Consider the following 19,079-nt stretch of genomic DNA (forward strand, 5'->3'; position numbering starts at 1 on the left):
ACGGGAATCTGGCGCGATTTTAGTCAGGGCTGATCGGTGCACGGGCAGAGGCGGAGACGGATATGCGGTTGCTGACGGTCGCGGCAATGAGGCGGGTCGATGCCGCGGCAATCGAGGGCGGCGTGCCGGGCCTGACGCTGATGGAGGCGGCCGGGGCCGCCGTGGCCGGGCGCGCCCGGGCCCGGCTCCCGGCGGGTGGCCGCGTCGTCGTCCTGTGCGGGCCGGGCAACAACGGCGGCGACGGCTACGTGGCCGCGCGCCTGCTGGCCGAAGCCGGCTACGCGGTCGAGCTCCTCTGCCTCGGCGCGGTGTCGGCGCTGACGGGAGACGCCGCGCTCGCGGCCGCGGCCTGGACGGGGCCGGTGCGCCCGGCCGAGGGCGGCGCGCTGCCGTCCGGCGACCTCGTGATCGACGCCCTGTTCGGCGCCGGCCTGTCGCGCGACCTCGACGGCGCCGCCCGCGCGCTCGTCGAGGCGGTGAACGAGGCCGGGATGCCGGTGCTCGCCGTCGACGTGCCGAGCGGGGTCGACGGCGATACCGGCGCGGTGCGCGGCGCCGCCATCCGGGCAGTGGAGACCGTGACCTTCGTGACCTTCAAGCCCGGGCACCTGCTCCAGCCTGGGCGGGGCCTGTGCGGCCAGCTCAGCCTCGCCGATATCGGGACCGGCCCGGCGGCGCTGGAGGCGGGCCTGGCAGCCGGCGCGCCCCTCGACCGGAACGGGCCCGACCTGTGGGGCCGGGACGTCCCGCACCTCACCGGCGCGAGCCACAAGTACACCCGCGGCCACGCCCTGGTCCTGTCCGGGCCGGCCACCAAGACCGGCGCCGCCCGGCTCGCCGCCCGCGGCGCCCTGCGGGTCGGCGCCGGGCTCGTCACCGTCGCGTCCCCGACCGCCGCGCTGCCCGAGAACGCCGCCCACCTCACGGCGATCATGCTGCGGCCCTGCGAGAGCGCCGACGACCTCGACGACCTGCTCACCGACGAGCGGCTGAACGTGATCCTGGCCGGACCCGGGCTCGGCACCGGCGAGCCGACCCGGGAGCGCGTGGCCGTCGCGGCCGCGGCCGGGCGCGGCCTCGTCCTCGACGCCGACGCGCTGACGAGCTTCGCCGGCAAGGTGCCGCTGCTCGCCGCCCATCTCGCCGACGGGGACGCGCGGGCCGTGCTGACCCCGCATGCCGGCGAGTTCGCGCGGCTCTTCGACGGGACGGACGCGATGGCCGAGGGCGCCGACAAGGTCGCCCGGGCCCGCGCGGCGGCCGCGCTCACCGGCGCCGTGGTGGTCTTCAAGGGGGCCGACACGGTGATCGCGGCCCCCGACGGCCGTGCGGCCATCAACGACCACGGCAGCCCCTATCTCGGGACAGCCGGGTCCGGGGACGTGCTCGGCGGCCTGATCGCCGGCCTGCTCGCGCAGGGCATGGAGCCCTTCGCGGCCGCCGCGGCCGGCGTCTGGCTCCACGGCGATGCGGGCCTGCGCCACGGGCCGGGCCTGATCGCCGAGGACATCCCCGAGCTGATGCCGGCGGTCTTGCGCGACCTCGTCGCGTCGACCGGGGGCTGACCCGGCGGCTGACCGCTCAGGTGACCTCGAACATCGTCCAGAGGCCGGTGTCGAACCGTTCCAGCACCGTGGCGCTGATCAGCCAGCGCCCCGGATTGTCCGCCAGGAAGCCGATCCGGGCCGTCCGCCCCTCCAGGAGCTGGAACGTGTCGAGCCAGTAGGGCTCCCAGCCGTCGTCCAGGGGGTGGAGCAGGCGGAAGCAGTGGCCGTGCAGGTGCAGGGCCTGCGGGAAGGCGGTCTCGTTGCGCAGGGCCAGCACCACCACCTGCCCGCGCTTCACCGAGAAGATCGGCGCGAGGCCGGCGGTGCCGCTCGCGCCGTTCACCGACCAGATCTTCTGCGGGTCGCCCGTGTAGACCGGATCGGCCGCGGGGCCTTCCTTGGCGGCGTCCTTCACACCGTCCTTGCCCTTCGGCACGAAGGCGCCGCCGGTGATCACCACGTCACGGCGCAGGGCGTTCTGGAGCTTGATCTCGGCCGGCAGGCGCTTGTTCTCGCCGATCGGCCCGATCGGGGGCCGCTTCTCGGTGATCCGGGCACCCTTGGTGACGACGCTCGCCAGGACCAGGCCCTTGCCGATCAGCGCGTGAATCTCGCAGGTGGCGCCTTCCTCCTCCGGCAGGTCGACGAGCAGGTCGTAGCGGGTGCCGGGCGGGAAGGGCAGGGTCGCCCGCAGGGGCTCGAACGTGTCGGTGGGCTGGCCGTCGACCGCCGCCACGTAGACCTTCACGCCCTCGAACTTGATGCGCGTTGCCCGGGCGTTGCAGGCATTGCCGAGACGCAGGCGGATTCGGGAGCCGGGCCTCGCCTCGAAGGCGCCCGGCACCGGCTTGCCGTTGACGGTCACGAGGTTGCCGAGGCGCCCGTTCGCGGCCGCGAGCGCCGTCTGCCCGAACGGCATGAGGGTGCCGTCGTCCTGGAGCCGCCAGTCCTGCAGGACGACGCTGACGTCGGCGTCGACCGCGGGCGGGTTCGTCTCCTCGACGACCAGCATGCCCGCGAGGCCCCGGCCCGACGGCTCGCTCGCCCCGCCGACGACCAGGGGCCGGATGAGGTAGGAGCCGGCATCCGGCGGCGTGAAAGTGTACAGGAAGTCGCCGCCCGGCGGGATCGGCGCCTGGGTCACGCCGCCGACGCCATCCATGGCGTTGACGTTGCGCACCCCGTGCCAATGGAGCGACAGTGGCTTGTCGGTCCGGTTCTCGACCTTGAGGCGCAACGCCTGCCCGAGCTTCACCCGGACCACGGGCGGCAGGGCCTTGCCGTCGAAGCACCAGACCGGCGTCTCGGGCGCGGGGTCCGGCCTGAATCGCGCCTTGCCGGGCGCCGCCGGCAGGGCCGCCGGCGCGGCCGCGGGCTCCGGCTGGACGGGCGCGGATGTCCCCGGCGCGGCGGCCGGCGCCTGGGCCCGCGCGGCCTCCGGCGCGAGCCCGAAGGCCGCCGCGGCGGCGAGCAGGGTTCGTCGCGACGGCGTGCCGGCGCGCGAATCGGTCGGCGGCACGGTGCGGGATGGCGGCATGGGATCTCGGCTGCGGCTCGCGACGGACCCGCTCCTTAGCGGCGCGCGGGCTCCCGCGCCACAGGGGCAAGTTTTTTGCTGCGGGCCCGCCGGCCCATGCTATAGGGCGCGCTTCCGGCGGCCGGCGATGCGCCGGATGTCGGCGCGCGCGGGCGTGGCGGAACTGGTAGACGCGCTGGATTTAGGTTCCAGTGTCGCAAGACGTGGGGGTTCGAGCCCCTCCGCCCGCACCAGGACCTCTGCTGAGGTTGCGGTCCCCTCGGGACCCTCCGCCCCGTACCCGACATCTCGGCATCCCGGTCCGCGCGAGCACGACGCCGGCCCGGCCGGCGAACCCAGGTTTCTTTGAAGAGCGACGACGACGATGCAGGTGACCGAGATCAACGCCCAGGGGCTGAAGCGCGAGTTTCAGGTTCTGCTGGCCGCCCAGGAACTCGAGGAGCGCCTGACCAACGAGCTGTCCGGCATGAAGGACAAGGTGCAGCTCAAGGGCTTCCGTCCCGGCAAGGTGCCGGTCGCGCACCTGCGCAAGGTCTACGGCCGCTCCGTGATGGCCGAGGTGGTGCAGAACGCCGTCAACGAGGCGAACCGCCAGATCGTCACCGATAACGGCCTCAAGCTCGCCCTGGAGCCGCAGGTCGAGTTCCCGACCGACCAGGCCGAGGTCGAGAAGGCGCTCGACGCCAAGGGCGACCTCGCCTTCAAGGTCGCCCTCGAGGTGATGCCGAGCTTCGAGCTCGCCGACCTCTCCGACGTCAGCCTGACCAAGCTCGTGGCCAAGCCCGCCGACGCCGAGGTCGACGAGGCCCTGGAGCGCATGGCCGGCCAGAGCCGTCCGTTCACCGAGCGCGAGGAGGGCGCCGAGGCCCAGAGCGGCGACCGCGTCACCATCGACTTCGTCGGCCGCATCGAAGGCGAGGAGTTCCAGGGCGGCAAGGGCGAGGGCATCGACCTGGAGCTCGGCTCCGGCTCGTTCATCCCGGGCTTCGAGGAGCAGCTCGTCGGCGCCAAGGTCGGCGACAAGCGGCTCGTGAAGGTCACCTTCCCGGCCGAGTACGGGGCCGAGCACCTCGCCGGCAAGGACGCCGAGTTCGACGTGACCGTCACGAAGATCCAGGCGGCGGGCGAGGCCAAGATCGACGACGAGCTCGCCAAGTCCATGGGCATGGAGTCGCTGGAGAAGCTCCGCGAAGCCGTGTCCGAGGCGATCGGCCGGGATTTCGAGGCCGCCTCGCGCCGCCGGCTCAAGAAGGAGCTCCTCGACGCGCTGGACGGCAAGTACGCCTTCGAGCTGCCCCCGTCATTGGTCGCGCAGGAATTCGCCGCCGTGTGGGCCCAGGTCGAGCAGGACCTCAAGACCCGCGGCAAGACCTTCGAGGACGAGGACACCACCGAGGAGAAGGCCCAGGCCGAGTACCGGAAGATCGCGGAACGGCGCGTCCGTCTCGGTCTCGTGCTTGCGCAGGTCGGCGAGAGCGCCGATATCAAGGTCTCGGACGAGGAGGTGAACCAGGCCCTCATCGCCCGGGTCCGGCAGTTCCCGGGCCAGGAGCAGCAGGTCTGGGACTTCTACCGGAAGAATGCGCAGGCGCTCGCGGAACTCCGCGCGCCCCTGTTCGAGGAGAAGGTCGTCGACCACGTCCTCGGGCAGGTCAAGCTCGTCGAGGAGCCCGTCTCGAAAGAGGCGCTTTTCGCGGACGAAGATGACGACGACACGACCGGCGGCAAGCCGGCAGACAAGGCCGAGGCCAAGGGCGAGTCCAAGACCGACGCCAAGACCGAAGCCAAGGCCGACTGAGTCCCGCTCTGTCCCAGGACGGCGGGCAAGGGTTAGGCGATGGTTAAGCATCGCCGGTGTTCGCTGACATGCCCGGGGCTGCCCTGATTCGCGGCAGCCCCGGGCCTCACTCCGGGGCAGGATGAGATGAGAGATCCGATCGACGTCTACAACAACGCGCTCGTGCCGATGGTCGTCGAGCAGTCGAGCCGCGGCGAGCGCGCCTTCGACATCTACTCCCGCCTGCTCCGCGAGCGCATCATCTTCCTCACCGGCCCCGTGGAGGATTACGGCGCGTCGCTGATCGTGGCGCAGCTGCTCTTCCTCGAGGCGGAGAACCCGAAGAAGGAAATCTCCTTCTACATCAACTCCCCCGGCGGCGTGGTCACCTCGGGCCTGTCGATCTACGACACGATGCAGTTCATCCGCTGCCCGGTGACGACCCTCTGCGTCGGCCAGGCCGCCTCGATGGGCTCCCTGCTGCTCACCGCCGGCGAGCCGGGCCACCGCTTCGCCCTGCCGAACGCCCGGATCATGGTCCACCAGCCGTCCGGCGGCTTCCAGGGGCAGGCGACCGACATCCTGATCCACGCCCGCGAGATCGAGGCGCTGAAGCGGCGCCTGAACGAGATCTACGTGAAGCACACCGGCCGCGACTACGACACGATCCACACGGCGCTGGAGCGCGACAACTTCATGACCGCCGACGCGGCCAAGGAGTTCGGGCTCATCGACGAGGTGATCGAGAAGCGTCCCGAGCCGGCGGCCGCCTGACCGGCCCGCGTCGCCTGACCGCCGCGGCGCGGCCTTGATCCCGCCGCGGCAGCGTGTTTGCATCGAGGTTCGGGCCCTTCGGTCAAAGGCGCGCAGCACACTGTTTCTTTAAACGGGCCCCCTACATTCATGCGATGCGCGTCCGCCCCTTGCCGGCGGCGGACGCGAGGAATCGGAGACCGATATGAGCAAGACTGGCGGCAACGACTCGAAGAGCACGCTGTATTGCTCGTTCTGCGGCAAGAGCCAGCACGAGGTCCGCAAGCTGATCGCCGGCCCCACGGTGTTCATCTGCGACGAGTGCGTCGAGCTGTGCATGGACATCATCCGCGAGGAGTCGAAATCCTCGCTGGTGAAGAGCCGCGACGGCGTGCCGACGCCCAAGGAGATCCGCCGCGTCCTCGACGACTACGTCATCGGCCAGGACTTCGCCAAGAAGGTCCTCTCGGTCGCGGTGCACAACCACTACAAGCGGCTCGCCCACGCGACGAAGCACAACGACGTCGAACTGGCCAAGTCCAACATCATGCTGATCGGGCCGACCGGCTCGGGCAAGACCCTGCTCGCGCAGACGCTGGCCCGGATCCTCGACGTGCCGTTCACCATGGCGGACGCCACGACGCTGACTGAGGCCGGCTACGTCGGTGAGGACGTCGAGAACATCATCCTCAAGCTGCTCCAGGCCTCGGACTACAACGTCGAGCGGGCCCAGCGCGGCATCGTCTACATCGACGAGATCGACAAGATCTCCCGGAAGTCCGACAACCCGTCGATCACCCGCGACGTGTCGGGCGAGGGCGTGCAGCAGGCGCTCCTGAAGATCATGGAGGGCACGGTCGCCTCCGTCCCGCCCCAGGGCGGAAGGAAGCACCCGCAGCAGGAATTCCTGCAGGTCGACACCACCAACATCCTGTTCATCTGCGGCGGCGCCTTCGCGGGGCTGGAGCGGATCATCTCCCAGCGCGGCAAGGGCACCTCGATCGGCTTCGGCGCGACCGTGCAGGCCCCGGACGACCGCCGCACCGGCGAGATCTTCCGCTCGGTCGAGCCGGAGGACCTGCTGAAGTTCGGCCTCATCCCCGAGTTCGTCGGCCGTCTGCCGGTCCTGGCGACGCTGGAGGACCTCGACGAGGCCGCGCTGAAGAAGATCCTGCAGGAGCCGAAGAACGCCCTGGTCAAGCAGTACCAGCGGCTGTTCGAGATGGAGAACGTCGACCTGACGTTCCAGGACGAGGCGCTGTCGCTCGTCGCCCGCAAGGCGATCGAGCGCAAGACCGGCGCCCGCGGCCTGCGCTCCATCCTGGAGACGATCCTGCTCGACACGATGTACGACTTGCCGGGCCTCGAGTCCGTGGAGCAGGTGGTCATCGGTCCGGAGGTGGTGGAGGGCAAGTCGCGCCCCCTCTACATCCACGGCGACCGCAACAAGGACACGCCCGCGAGCGTCAGCGCGTAGGCACTCGGCAGGGTTGCATCAGGCGCCCGGCCCAGGCCGGGCGCGCTGCGGGGATCGCCTTGAAAACGCGCTTCCTCGCAGCCACCTCAGGCTCAGCGCGGTGGCCGCACGCTCCTTCGAGGTCCGGTCCGCGTCGCCAGCCGCAAAGTTAGCGAAATCCGACCCTCGCGGCCCGGTCGGCACCCGGCTGTAGGCGCGCTCCGTGCATGGGGGCGCCGAACCCGGGCGTCCCTGAGAGGAAGTCACATGTCACAGTCGAAATCGCGCCAGCCGGTGGTCCCGGGTTCGACGGGCACCTACGCCGTCCTCCCCCTGCGCGACATCGTCGTCTTCCCGCACATGATCGTGCCCCTGTTCGTGGGCCGCGAGAAGTCGATCCGCGCCCTCGAGGAGGCCGTCCGCACCGATCGCCACATCCTGCTCGCCACCCAGATCAACGCGGGCGACGACGATCCGGCGACCGACGCCATCTACAAGATCGGCACGCTCGCCTCGGTGTTGCAGCTGCTGAAGCTCCCCGACGGCACCGTGAAGGTGCTGGTCGAAGGCGTCGGCCGCGCCAAGGTCGTCGACTTCACCCGCTCGGACGAGTTCTACGAGGCGACCGCCGAGGCGCTCCACGACGAGCTCGGCGACCGCGTCGAGGCCGAGGCGCTCGCGCGCTCCGTGCTCTCGGAGTTCGAGAACTACGTCAAGCTGAACAAGAAGATCTCGCCCGAGGTCGTCTCCGCCGTGACCCAGATCGACGAGCCGTCCAAGCTCGCCGACACGATCGGCTCGCACCTGCTCGTCAAGATCTCCGACAAGCAGGGCATCCTGGAGACCCCCACGGTGGCGCAGCGCCTCGAGCGCGTGCTGTCGCTGATGGAGAGCGAGATCTCCGTGCTCCAGGTGGAGAAGCGCATCCGGACCCGCGTCAAGCGGCAGATGGAGAAGACCCAGCGCGAGTACTACCTGAACGAGCAGATGAAGGCGATCCAGAAGGAGCTGGGCGACTCCGAGGATGGCCGCGACGAGCTGGCCGAGCTGGAAGAGAAGATCGAGAAGACCAAGCTCTCCAAGGAGGCCCGCGACAAGGCCACCGCCGAGCTGAAGAAGCTGCGGCAGATGTCGCCGATGTCGGCCGAGGCGACCGTCGTGCGCAACTACCTCGACTGGATGCTCGGCATCCCGTGGGGCAAGCGCTCGAAGATCAAGAAGGACCTGCTCGGCGCCCAGGCGCTGCTCGACGAGGATCATTTCGGCCTCGACAAGGTCAAGGAGCGGATCGTCGAGTACCTCGCGGTGCAGCAGCGCGCGAACAAGCTCACCGGCCCGATCCTGTGCCTCGTCGGTCCCCCCGGCGTCGGCAAGACCTCGCTCGGCAAGTCCATCGCCAAGGCGACGGGTCGCGAGTTCGTCCGGATGTCGCTCGGCGGCGTGCGCGACGAGGCCGAGATCCGCGGTCACCGCCGGACCTATATCGGCTCGATGCCCGGCAAGATCGTGCAGTCGATGCGCAAGGCCAAGACCTCGAACCCGCTCATCCTGCTCGACGAGATCGACAAGATGGGCATGGACTTCCGCGGCGATCCGTCGGCGGCGCTCCTCGAGGTTCTCGACCCTGAGCAGAACAGCACCTTCAATGACCACTACCTGGAGGTGGATTACGACCTCTCGAACGTGATGTTCGTGACCACGGCCAACACTCTCAACATCCCGGGCCCGCTCATGGACCGGATGGAGGTGATCCGCATCGCCGGGTACACCGAGGAGGAGAAGGTCGAGATCGCGCGCAAGCACCTGATCCCGAACGCCCTGAAGAAGCACGGCCTCGGGACTCACGAGTGGTCGATCGACGACGATGGCTTGATGATGCTGGTCCGCCGCTACACGCGTGAGGCCGGCGTCCGCAACCTGGAGCGCGAGCTGTCCAACCTGATCCGCAAGGCGGTGAAGGAGATCCTGATCACCAAGACCAAGTCGGTCGCGGTGACCCCCGACACCCTTCCGGTCTTCCTCGGCCCGCCGAAGTTCCGCTACGGCGAGATCGACGCGGACGATCAGGTCGGCGTGGTGACGGGTCTGGCCTGGACCGAGGTCGGCGGCGAGTTGCTGACGATCGAGGGCGTCATGATGCCCGGCAAAGGCAAGATGACGGTCACCGGCAACCTGAAGGACGTGATGAAGGAGTCGATCTCGGCGGCGGCGAGCTACGTCCGCTCCCGGGCAATCGACTTCGGGATCGAGCCGCCGCTGTTCGACCGGCGCGACATCCACGTCCACGTTCCGGAAGGGGCGACCCCGAAGGACGGTCCGTCGGCCGGCATCGCCATGGCCACCGCAATCATCTCGACGCTGACCGGGATTCCGGTCCGCCGCGAGGTCGCGATGACTGGCGAGGTGACGCTCCGCGGCCGGGTCCTGCCGATCGGCGGCCTGAAGGAGAAACTGCTCGCCGCGCTGCGCGGCGGCATCAAGACGGTGCTGATCCCCGAGGAGAACGCCAAGGACATCGCCGAGGTGCCCGACAGCGTGAAGAACGGGCTGGAGATCGTGCCTGTGTCGCGGATGGATCAGGTGTTGGAGAAGGCGCTGGTCCGTCAGCCCGAGGCGATCGAGTGGGAGGAGCCGCTCCCGGTGGCCAAGCCCGCCCGGACCGAAGAGGACGGCGCCGCCTTCGTGGCGCACTGAGCCGCCCGATCGATTGAGACGAGCCCCCGGTGCCCCGAGCCCCGGGGGCTTTTTCATGCGCGGACGCGAGCGCGGAGGCCCGGATGCGCATCCTGCTGATCAACCCGAACACGAGTGCGCACGTCACCGATCTCGTCGCCGGCCATGTCCGCACTCAGCTCGGCGGCCGTGCGGAGCTGCGCGCCGTCACCGGCCGGTTCGGAGCCTGCTACATCGCGAGCCGGGCGGCGGCGGCGATCGCCGGCCACGCGGCCCTCGACGCTCTCGCGGAGCACGGCGCCGGCTGCGATGCGGTCTACCTGGCCTGCTTCGGTGATCCGGGCCTCCTCGCCCTGCGTGAGCTGTCGCGGGTACCGGTCATCGGCATGGCAGAGGCGGCCTGCCGCGAGGCCGCTGCCTCCGGTCGCTTCGGGATCGTCACCGGGGGCGCGGCCTGGGAGCCGATGCTGCGGGAGTTCGTGGCGGCGCTCGGCCTCGCCGATGCCCTCGCGGCCCTCCGCACGGTGGCTCCGAGCGGCGGCACCATCGCCCGTGACCCGAACGCGGCCCTGGAGATCCTCGCCCAAGCCTGCCGCGCCTGCGCGGGGGCCGGCGCCGAGTCGGTCATCCTGGGCGGTGCCGGTCTGGCCGGGCTCGCCGCGCGGATCGCTCCGCAGGTTCCCGTTCCGGTGATCTGCTCGGTCGAGGCGGGGACCCGCGCGGTTCTGGCCGCGGGCGCATTCGGGCAGGCCCCGTCGAGGCCCGACCCTGTCGAGAGCATCGGCCTGACACCCGCGCTGGCGACGCGGCTCATCGACCCCTGATGAGGATCCGGGGTGCGGACCCTTGCACCGGACCGGGACCATGCCGTAACGGTCGCCAGCCGGGCGGTTAGCTCAGTTGGTAGAGCGTCTCCTTTACACGGAGAGGGTCGGGGGTTCGAGTCCCTCACCGCCCACCAAGATTGTTTCTCGTTTTCCATTGTTTGCTGATGTGAGGCCGGCAAATTCCGGCCTCAACAACCGTTCTGACGGCGCCTTACGGCACCGTGTTCCGGCTAGGCCGCGGCCCACAGGAGAGGACTGGTGAAGCCGCGGTCGACGGCTCGAGCGCCTCGGTCAACTTCTGGCCGTCGCGCTTGTGCTGCTGCGCCTCCACGGTCCGGACCTAGGACACGCCGAGCCGAACCGAGCTGGTGCGCCTCAAGGGCGAGATGAAGGCGCTGGAAAAGGTCTCCGTCCAGAAGAACTGCGGGATCCAGTTCGAGCGGCAGGCTGCCCGCTGACCGGCTTGGCGGGGCGTGCTAACCTAAGCCGCATGCCCCGCTGGCTTCAATTCGCCCTCGGCCTCGTCACGCTGATCGCGCTCGCCGCGGGCATCGTGCGTACGCTCGTGCGTCACATGTCGGACGCGGTCGCATCGTGGCTCGGGCCGTGGGCTTACGAGGCGTTGATCCTGCTGCTGGCCGTGAGCTTCGTGGCGATCATCGTGCGGGCCGCCCAGGGCTATCGCTCTCCTCGATCTGATAAGGTGCGGTAATGCTCCGCCGGCTCGCGATCCTCCTCCCTTTGCTCGTCTCCACGGTCGCGCACGCTGCGGGCCCCGGAGCCAGGGCGGTGGGCACCTTCGAGCACCAGGAGGACGGCTACGAGCAGGGCGTCGAGGTGAAGGCCGCGGGCGCAGCCGGCTTCACGGCCCAGTTCTCAACGGGAACCAAGGGCTGCGGCGGTGAGGTGACGATGAAAGGGCGGCCGACCGGACCCGACACGATCGTCTTCCGCAAAACCGACGGTGGGCAAACCTGCCGGATCACCGCCCGCTACGCTTCGGATTTCCGGTCCGTCGTCCTGGAAGAACAGGGCTGCACGATGTGGCACGGCGCCTCGTGTGAGTTCCAAGGGACGTTGAAGCGAACGGGACGCTAGCTGCCCCGCCACGATGCGGCGCGCCTGTGGAGGCACCGATAAATCTGGCGAGGGCGAATATCAGTACTAGGACACAATTACAGAGTGGGCCTGTTGCAAAAGCAGGAGGATCTACGGATGCTTCGCCCTGATTCGAGGGCGGGCTCGCGTGTCGATGGCGTTCAATCAGATTTTATTTTCGATTTTTGTGTATCTAGGTGCCGCTATTTGCGGGGCAGTGGTGGGTGGAATACTGGGTTTTCTCGTCGGTGCTTGGTATGTTGACATCATGAAGGTAACTCAGCGCGAAGGCACGGCCGGCTATATGGTCGTTTTGCTTTTCACGCCAATCGGGGCGTCCTTGGGAGCCGTTGCTGCCCTCATCGCGCTGATCATTCGCCGTCACTATTATTGATGAGTTCAATCAGGCATTGTCGGGCGCCAACTCGACCTGGCTGAACTGCCGCGCGCACTGGGCCACACCTTCGCGACGGGGGGCATGAGGGCGGGCGTGCCGTTCGGCAAGGTTGCTCGAGCACTCGGCACCAACGAGCAGGTCGTGGAGCAGGTTTATGGCCACCACCTCCCGGAGCATCTGCGCGGCGTTGTGGAGACCGTGTCTCGGGGTGGTCGGGCGGGAGGCAGACAGGAACTCCATCGAAAAGCGACACAGGATCATGCACATAAGTGCAGAATAACAACCTTGATTACGTCTTAAATATTACTTTGGCCGAGCTTTTATCACATGTTGAACTGAAAAAAGGGCGGGCGCGATCCTGCAGAGCTGGCCGAGCACAAAACTCTTCTGATCTTGAGGGAGAAAGCGAAAGGGCGTGTAGCGGTATACGCCCATCCAGCCACCCGCGGCACCGCGAATATCTTCAACTTCATATCCCGCCGCCTCGAACAAACGACGTACACTCCTGCGCGTGAACCATCGGAGATGTGTGGCATCCATTATCCCGGTCGGCTTGTAGTTAAAATTTCCGAATAATAATTGCGCTCTTACGGTCCAATGCGCAACATTTGGAATAGAGGCCAGCACGCGACCATCTGGCGCCAGCGAATTTTTTACTTCTCTCAACATTTCTGCTGGGTCTACAAGATGCTCTAAAACGTCTGCAAATAAGATGTAGTCAAATTTTTCGTTTCTCTGTGCGAAAGTTCGATCATAAACACCAGTGATGACATTTAATCCTTCTGTGCGCGCTTGCTCGGCTCTCTCGGGATGAGGCTCAACGCCAACTACATCAAGAGAGAGCGCGTCTCTCAGTGTGGATGTGATCGTCCCTGTTCCACATCCAACATCTAATAGCTTTTTGTTTTTTTTCATAAACGAAATCAATAATCCCGTGCTTTCGTATCGATTATTGTTTCTGCTGTTATACCTCAGAGAAGAAACATTTTGTTTGCTGAGTCCGGCGACGGCCTCGCGAGTATGTGTCATGTTCGGAAACTCCATTCTGTCGCCTGCGTTGTTATAGGCATTTTCGGAATCGGCTTAGAGCCGATCCGTCAGCAGATTTTGATGCTCAAAAATATGAAAAAATCAGCATTCATGAGTGACAAATAAAAGAACAATAGTCAAGAAGTCAGAGGTCCGCCAATAGGGTTTTTCAATCGTCCATAGGTCTATGCGAGAGCTTGCCGACAAGCTGGCCGAGATCCGCGCCGGGGTCGCGCAGTTGGAACGGATTGCGGCGATCGCGACGTGCCGGGAGGTCGGGTGCGATATACGGCGCGCCGGCGGGCGCAATGTGGCCGGCGGCGTCAGGTGCTGTTCCGCGCTCGACAGCGTCTGTACCCGGTGCGGCGATAGAGACGATGGCGACAAGGCCGAAGCAGTCGAGCGACAAGCCGGGTGCGACGACCGCGTGACCCGTTACGGGCCGACATGGGTGCGCTGTAGAACACAGGGGGCATCCGACGAACCGGCCCGGAACAGGTCACCGGATATTTTCCGGAAACGAAGGCCCGACGGGGCTCCGGATGGCCCGCTACGTTTTTTTCCTGTGCCGTCGCTCTACGGTCTGGGAGCGCCAATCCTTCCACGGAGAGGGTCAGGAGTTCGAGTCCCTCACCGCCCGCCGGCGCTCCGGCGCCGGCCTCCGTCGACGGTGAGGGCGGGCGGCTACCGGTAGCCGCCGTTCGGCAGCCGTCCGTGATACGGCGTGTTGCGGCAATGGCCCCACGGTCCGCGCCAGTAGCCGGGCGGGCAGCCGTTCCCCGCTCGCACCTGATACCAGCCGCCGGGCAGCGGACCGACATAGGGCGTGCTGCGGCAGTGGCCCCAGGGGCCGCGCCAGGCGCCCGGCCCACATCCCCCCGCCACGAGCGTGATCGGCGCCGCGAGGCCCGGATCGGCCACGACCGGCATCGCCTGCGCGGCCGAGACCGGCATCGCCTGCGCGGCCGAGACCGGCAGCGCCGCCAGGGCTACGGCCGCGGCAGCTTTCGTTAAGATATTCATCATCACTCTCCGGGAAATCGGTCCGTATTGATCGCCCCGATCTTTCACAGAACTCATCAATACCTCCCGCAGATGCATTAAATATCGGCCATGAAACAAAATGGTTCCGGAAATGCGATCAATCCGATGCATTGGCGCGGCGCTTCCGCGCCGGCATCGCTCGTCAGCGGGAGCGCCGCTGGCGACCGGCAGCCGCGTCCGGCCCCGGAAAGAGCTGCAACCGGAAATCTCAACCGGAGGTGGTTCATGATGAAGCTGAAGGCAAATGCCTGAGGCCGTGACGCTCAGTCATACCTAAGAATCGGTACTGTAAGCCTCGGAATAGACGTGGGCATCTTCGCGGAATCACTTCGAAGCGGAGGGTGCGATGCCAGTCACGATTCCGGATCGCCTGGGGCTCGGCGTCGCCGATGCCGGGAACGGCCTCTCCGCCCGCGCGGCCGAGGCACGGTCGCGGCTCGTCCGCTGGATCGTGGGTAATCGCGCGGCGGCGCGCGTCCCGACGCGGATCCTGACCGACGACGAGATCGCCGCGTTCCGGCGCGACGGGTTCGTCACCGTCCCGGCGATCACCACCGCCGAGGAGCTCGACACCCTGCGCGGCGCCTATGACCGTCTGTTCGAGGAGGCGCGGGGCTGGAAGGACGGGAGCCTGTTCGACCTCGTCGACGTCGACCGCGGCGCCAACGAGGCGCGCTCGCCCCAGCTCCTCAACCCGTCCCGCTTCGAGCCGCTGCTCCGGGACATCCTGTTCCGGGCCAACGCCCTGGCCATGTCGCGCCAGCTCCTGGGGAACCGCGCGGCCCTCGTCTTCGAGCACGCGATCCGCAAGCCGCCGAAGATCGGCGCCGCCACCGCGTGGCACCAGGACGAGGCGTTCTACGCCGCCTACACGAATTACCGGGCGATCACGGTCTGGATGCCCCTGCAGGACGTCTCGCCGGAGAACGGCTGCATGCTCTACGTCCCGGGCAGCCACCGGGAGCCGCTCCTCCCCCATCGCAGCATCGGCGGCGACCCGCGGATCCACGGGCTCGAGGCCCTCGGCGTTCCGGTGGAGCGCGCGGTCCCGTGTCCGCTCCCGGCGGGCGGCGCCACCTTCCACGATTGCCGGACCCTGCACTGCGCCGGGCCGAATCTCAGCGCCGGACCGCGGCGCGCCTATGCCCTCGGCTTCGGGGTCCGCGCGCCGGAGCACACGCTCCGCCACGAGCATCCCTGGAACGCCGAGAAGCGCACGCTGCGGCAGGAGCGCGAGCGGCAGGCCCGCGGCGGGTTGGCCCGGTTGAAGGCGGGCGCCAAGCAGCAGATCAAGGCGCTCATCCGCTGAGGGAGGCCCCGCCCGCGGGGCTCGTGACCGGGTCCGTCAGGCCTCCGACCGCACCGCCAGGGCCGCGCGCACGACCGCGTCGGTCTGCAGGTGGTGCAGCATGTGGCCGGCCCCCGGAAGGGACTCGAACCGCGCCCCGGGGATCAGGCCGGCCGCGCGCCGGCCGTGCAACTCGGTGTTCACCACCAGGTCGGCGCTGCCGCCCAGGATACGGGTGGGCCGGCGCAGGGACGGGTAGCCGAGGACGCTGCGCGCGAGCCCCGGCCAGAGCCAGCCCGCATCCTCGCCCTCGGCGGTGATCTGCGCCGGGCGACCCGCGAGGGCGAAGGGGAAGTCCCGCGCGAAGCGCGCCGGCATCGCCTCGGGGAAGAACATCGCGTTCCACAGGAGCGGGAGCAGCGCCCGGTCGCTGCTGGCGCCCAGGAACGCCGACAGCGCGTCGCCGCCGAAGGGCAGCGCCCGCGGCCCGAACAGCACCTGCTCCAGCCGCGGCTCGGGGAAGCAGATCGGCGCCAGGGCGACGATGCCGGCCATCTCGTCCGGATGGAGCATGCCGTAGGCGAGGGCGACGGCGCCCCCGAACGAGTGGCCCAGGATGACCGGGCGCTCCAGGCCGAGGCGCCGCACCGCCTCCCGGATGGACGCCGCCTGGTCCCAGATGTCGGCGCCCCCGCCGCGCGGCCGGCGGCTGAAGCCGTGGCCCGGGCGGTCGACGGCGACCACGCGGAAATGCTCGGCCAGAGCCGGCACGGGCCCGAGCCAGACGTCCTCCAGGCACATCAGCGTGCCGTGGATCGCCACGAGGTCCGGCCCGGCGCCGGTCTCCGCGTAGGCGATCGTCCGGTCGTCGGCCAGGGACACGATCCGGCGCGGCACGATCCGGGGATCGGCTTCGGTGCCGGTCCCGGCCTCCCGCGTCGGTCGGGCGGGGCCGGGCAGGGTCTCCGTCGCGACAGCCATTTACAGGCGCCGCCGGCGCCCGGACGAGGTGCCGAGCACCGCGAAGGCCGTGGCCGCGCCGACGCCGAGGAGGCCGGCCGCCGCCGCGAGGGGGTGCAGGGTCGCGCGGGTATAGGCGCTGGTCCGCATGACCGGGACGGGCGGGTCGCCCCGCGTCTCGCCCGCCGGGACCGGCGCGTGCAGCGCGCCGTCCGGGTTGCGGGGCGCGCTCCGGCGCTTCTGGAGCGCGATGATGGCCGGGCCGAGATAGTCGTAGGCGCCGGGCGCGAATTCCTTGCCGGCCACGAAGGCCTTGCCGGCCCCGCCCACGAAGATGTCGCGCTGCGGGTGAACGGCCGCGTGCAGGATGGCGTTCGCCACCTCCTCCGGCGGGTAGATCGGCGGCGGCAGGCTCGGCTCGCGGTCCATGTAGTTGCGCGCCCGCTGGGGCAGGGGGGTGTCGATCGAGGCGGGCTTGATCAGCGTCACCGAGATCGGCGCGTTCTCGTCCATCAGCTCCATGCGCAGGGCGTCGGTGAAGCCCTTCACGGCGTGTTTCGAGGCCGCGTACATGCCCTGGAACGGGAAGGCGAGGTCGGAGGCGATGCTGCCGACGTTGATGAGGGCGCCGCCGTGCTGGCGCAGGTGCTCGGTCGCCACGAGGGAGCCGTAGACGGTTCCCCAGAAGTTCGTCTGGATCAGGCGCTCGTGGTCGGCATCGCTGATCTCGCGCAGCCGGCCGTAGATCGAGCCGCCGGCCACGTTCACCCAGGTGTCGAAGCCGCCGAAGGTCGCCTCGGCCCGGTCGGCGACCGCCTGCACGTCGGCCCGCCGGCCGACATCGGCGACGACGTCGATCGCCTTGCCGCCGACGCCCTCGATCTCGGCGCGGATGCGCGCCAGGGCGTCGCCGCTGCGCGCCGCCAGCACCACCCGGGCGCCGCGCTCGGCCGCCATCCGGGCCGTTGCGAGACCGATGCCCGACGAGGCGCCGGTGATCACGATGACCTGCTCGCGGAGCGGCTTGTGCTTCATGCGGTATCCCCGACGCTGCGGCGCGGCCGCACGGGAGCGGCCACACGCTAGGCTATCGATCGGGGTGGCCGCATGTTCCGGGCGCGCCTGCGGGTGATCGGGTCGCAGGCTGCCCGGCCGGGCGCTCAGCGGCCGTAGATGTCCTCGACGCGGATGATGTCGTCCTCGCCGGTGTAGGAGCCGACCTGGACCTCGATCAGCTCCAGCGGGATCTTGCCCGGGTTGGCCAGCCGGTGCATCGAGCCGATCGGCAGGTAGACCGCCTCGTTCTCGTGGACCAGCACCACCCGCTCGTCGATCGTGACCTCGGCGGTGCCGCGCACCACCACCCAGTGCTCCGCCCGGTGGTAGTGCTTCTGCAGGGACAGCCGCCCGCCCGGCACCACCTGGATCCGCTTCACCTGGAAGCGCTCGCCGAGGTCGATGCGCTGGTACCAGCCCCAGGGCCGATACATCCGCAGGTGCGCGTCCGCCTCCGGGGCGCCCTGCGCCCGCAGGGCGCCGACCAGCTCCTTCACCTTGCCCGAATGCGCCTTGGAGGCCACCAGCACCGCGTCGGGGGTCGAGACCACCACGACGTCCTCCAGGCCGACCACCGCCGTCAGGCCCTCGCCCTGGCTGTGCACGAGGCTGTTCTTGGTGCCGATCAGCGACACCCGGCCGCGCACGGCGTTGCCGGCCTCGTCGTGGTCCAGCACCTGCCAGACCGCGTCCCAGGTGCCGACATCCGACCACGCGAACGACACCGGCAGCACGCCGGCCCGGGCGGTCCTCTCCATCACCGCGTAGTCGATCGAGATCTTGGGCGCCTGGGCGAAGGCCGCCGCGTCGAGGCGCACGAAGTCGAGGTCGGTCACCGCCGCCTCCAGGGCCGCGCGCGCGGCCGCCAGCACCTCGGGGACGAACGCCTCCAGCTCGGCCAGCATCAGGTCGGCGCGGAACAGGAAGTAGCCCGAGTTCCACAGGGCGCCGTCGGTGATCAGCGCCTCGGCGCCGGCTTGGGTAGGCTTCTCGACGAAGCGGGCGACGCGGGCCGCGCCCGGGGCCTCGGCGATCGGCTCGCCGCGGCGGATGTAGCCGTAATCGGTGGCCGGCCGGTCGGGCTCGATGCCGAGCGTCATCGTGTAGCCGGCCTGGGCGCCGGCGGCCGCGCGCCGCACGGCGTCGACGAAGGCCGCCGTGTCGGGCACGACGTGGTCGGCGGCCATGATCAGCACCACGGCCTGCGGGTCGCTGGCGGCGGCGTGCAGCGCTGCGACCGCAACGGCGGCGGCGGAGTCGCGGCCCTGCGGCTCGAGCAGGATGTCGGCGGACAGGCCCAGCTGGTCGCGCTGCTCGGCGACGATGAAGCGGGCCTCGGCCGAGGCGATGACGGTGGGCGTGGCGAAGACGGTGGCGTCCGACACCCGCGCCAGCGTCGCCTGGAAGGTCGAGCGCTCGGCGTCGACCAGCCGGGCGAACTGCTTGGGCATGCTCTCCCGCGAGGCCGGCCACAGCCGCGTCCCCGTCCCCCCGCACAGGATCATCGGGTGGATCTGGATCGAAGGTCGGGACATGGTGACGTCTCCCGAGAGGGCTCGGCGGGGTCGGCGCGGCCGAGCCCGCCCCGCGCGGGTGCGATGGACTCTCGGGCGCCGATTTCAGGATCTGCCCTTACC

General features: G+C 69.1%; 17 protein-coding genes and 2 tRNA genes. 12 read left to right on the forward strand and 7 right to left on the reverse strand.

Annotation, left to right across the window (positions count from 1 at the left end):
- Positions 1–62: 62 nt before the first annotated feature.
- Complete coding sequence (locus BMY19_RS00945; RefSeq protein ID WP_100250593.1) at positions 63–1,565, forward strand: NAD(P)H-hydrate dehydratase; 1,503 nt, start codon at positions 63–65, stop codon at positions 1,563–1,565.
- Between the two features lie 16 nt (positions 1,566–1,581).
- On the opposite strand, the gene BMY19_RS00950 is transcribed toward BMY19_RS00945, so the two are convergent.
- Positions 1,582–3,084, reverse strand: coding sequence for a multicopper oxidase family protein (locus BMY19_RS00950; RefSeq protein ID WP_100250594.1), 1,503 nt, complete (start codon positions 3,082–3,084; stop codon positions 1,582–1,584).
- A gap of 148 nt (positions 3,085–3,232) precedes the next feature.
- On the opposite strand from BMY19_RS00950, the gene BMY19_RS00955 reads away from it, so the two are divergent.
- The 10 genes from BMY19_RS00955 (at position 3,233) to BMY19_RS30415 (ending at position 12,062) form a co-directional block, all read left to right on the forward strand.
- Positions 3,233–3,317 (forward strand) — tRNA-Leu (locus BMY19_RS00955).
- A 131-nt stretch (positions 3,318–3,448) separates the two neighbouring features.
- The gene (gene tig / locus BMY19_RS00960; RefSeq protein WP_100250595.1) at positions 3,449–4,882 is read left to right on the forward strand and encodes a trigger factor; all 1,434 of its coding nucleotides are present in this window, start codon (positions 3,449–3,451) and stop codon (positions 4,880–4,882) included.
- 126 nt (positions 4,883–5,008) lie between these two features.
- Positions 5,009–5,635: an ATP-dependent Clp protease proteolytic subunit gene (locus BMY19_RS00965; protein WP_012322036.1), complete on the forward strand. Its 627-nt coding sequence runs from the start codon at positions 5,009–5,011 to the stop codon at positions 5,633–5,635.
- A 184-nt stretch (positions 5,636–5,819) separates the two neighbouring features.
- A complete protein-coding gene (gene clpX / locus BMY19_RS00970; protein WP_020090762.1) occupies positions 5,820–7,091 on the forward strand; it encodes an ATP-dependent Clp protease ATP-binding subunit ClpX in 1,272 nt (423 codons plus the stop codon).
- Positions 7,092–7,337: 246 nt separating this feature from the next.
- Positions 7,338–9,764 (forward strand): endopeptidase La, encoded by a 2,427-nt coding sequence (gene lon, locus BMY19_RS00975; RefSeq protein WP_100250596.1) that lies wholly within the window; start codon positions 7,338–7,340, stop codon positions 9,762–9,764.
- A gap of 83 nt (positions 9,765–9,847) precedes the next feature.
- A complete protein-coding gene (locus BMY19_RS00980) occupies positions 9,848–10,567 on the forward strand; it encodes an aspartate/glutamate racemase family protein (RefSeq protein WP_100250597.1) in 720 nt (239 codons plus the stop codon).
- Positions 10,568–10,628: 61 nt separating this feature from the next.
- Positions 10,629–10,704: transfer RNA gene (locus BMY19_RS00985), tRNA-Val, on the forward strand.
- 356 nt (positions 10,705–11,060) lie between these two features.
- On the forward strand, positions 11,061–11,282 hold the full coding sequence (locus BMY19_RS00990; RefSeq protein ID WP_100250598.1) for a hypothetical protein: 222 nt from the start codon (positions 11,061–11,063) through the stop codon (positions 11,280–11,282).
- A gap of 77 nt (positions 11,283–11,359) precedes the next feature.
- On the forward strand, positions 11,360–11,668 hold the full coding sequence (locus BMY19_RS00995) for a hypothetical protein (RefSeq protein WP_139215615.1): 309 nt from the start codon (positions 11,360–11,362) through the stop codon (positions 11,666–11,668).
- A 148-nt stretch (positions 11,669–11,816) separates the two neighbouring features.
- The gene (locus BMY19_RS30415) at positions 11,817–12,062 is read left to right on the forward strand and encodes a hypothetical protein (RefSeq protein ID WP_128083348.1); all 246 of its coding nucleotides are present in this window, start codon (positions 11,817–11,819) and stop codon (positions 12,060–12,062) included.
- 306 nt (positions 12,063–12,368) lie between these two features.
- Here BMY19_RS30415 and BMY19_RS01005 read toward each other — a convergent pair whose 3' ends face one another.
- From BMY19_RS01005 to BMY19_RS01010, 3 genes are all read right to left on the reverse strand, one after another.
- On the reverse strand, positions 12,369–13,109 hold the full coding sequence (locus BMY19_RS01005) for a class I SAM-dependent methyltransferase (RefSeq protein WP_100250600.1): 741 nt from the start codon (positions 13,107–13,109) through the stop codon (positions 12,369–12,371).
- Positions 13,110–13,263: 154 nt separating this feature from the next.
- Entirely contained in the window at positions 13,264–13,503 is a 240-nt protein-coding gene (locus BMY19_RS30420) for a hypothetical protein (protein WP_139215616.1), read from the reverse strand.
- Between the two features lie 275 nt (positions 13,504–13,778).
- Entirely contained in the window at positions 13,779–14,120 is a 342-nt protein-coding gene (locus tag BMY19_RS01010; protein WP_244534800.1) for a GCG_CRPN prefix-to-repeats domain-containing protein, read from the reverse strand.
- 364 nt (positions 14,121–14,484) lie between these two features.
- Here BMY19_RS01010 and BMY19_RS01015 point away from each other — a divergent pair, with 364 nt between their 5' ends.
- Positions 14,485–15,447 (forward strand): phytanoyl-CoA dioxygenase family protein, encoded by a 963-nt coding sequence (locus BMY19_RS01015; protein WP_100250601.1) that lies wholly within the window; start codon positions 14,485–14,487, stop codon positions 15,445–15,447.
- 36 nt (positions 15,448–15,483) lie between these two features.
- Here the strand turns inward: BMY19_RS01015 and BMY19_RS01020 are convergent, their stop codons facing one another.
- From BMY19_RS01020 to BMY19_RS01030, 3 genes are all read right to left on the reverse strand, one after another.
- Positions 15,484–16,407: an alpha/beta fold hydrolase gene (locus tag BMY19_RS01020; RefSeq protein WP_100250602.1), complete on the reverse strand. Its 924-nt coding sequence runs from the start codon at positions 16,405–16,407 to the stop codon at positions 15,484–15,486.
- On the reverse strand, positions 16,408–17,421 hold the full coding sequence (locus BMY19_RS01025; RefSeq protein WP_091979396.1) for an SDR family oxidoreductase: 1,014 nt from the start codon (positions 17,419–17,421) through the stop codon (positions 16,408–16,410). It abuts the gene before it with no gap.
- Positions 17,422–17,546: 125 nt separating this feature from the next.
- Positions 17,547–18,977, reverse strand: coding sequence for a mannose-1-phosphate guanylyltransferase/mannose-6-phosphate isomerase (locus BMY19_RS01030; protein ID WP_100250603.1), 1,431 nt, complete (start codon positions 18,975–18,977; stop codon positions 17,547–17,549).
- Positions 18,978–19,079: the final 102 nt, after the last annotated feature.

Origin of the sequence: Methylobacterium sp. UNC300MFChir4.1 (assembly GCF_900110155.1) — a bacterium.
In the GTDB taxonomy this organism is placed as follows: Bacteria; Pseudomonadota; Alphaproteobacteria; order Rhizobiales; family Beijerinckiaceae; genus Methylobacterium.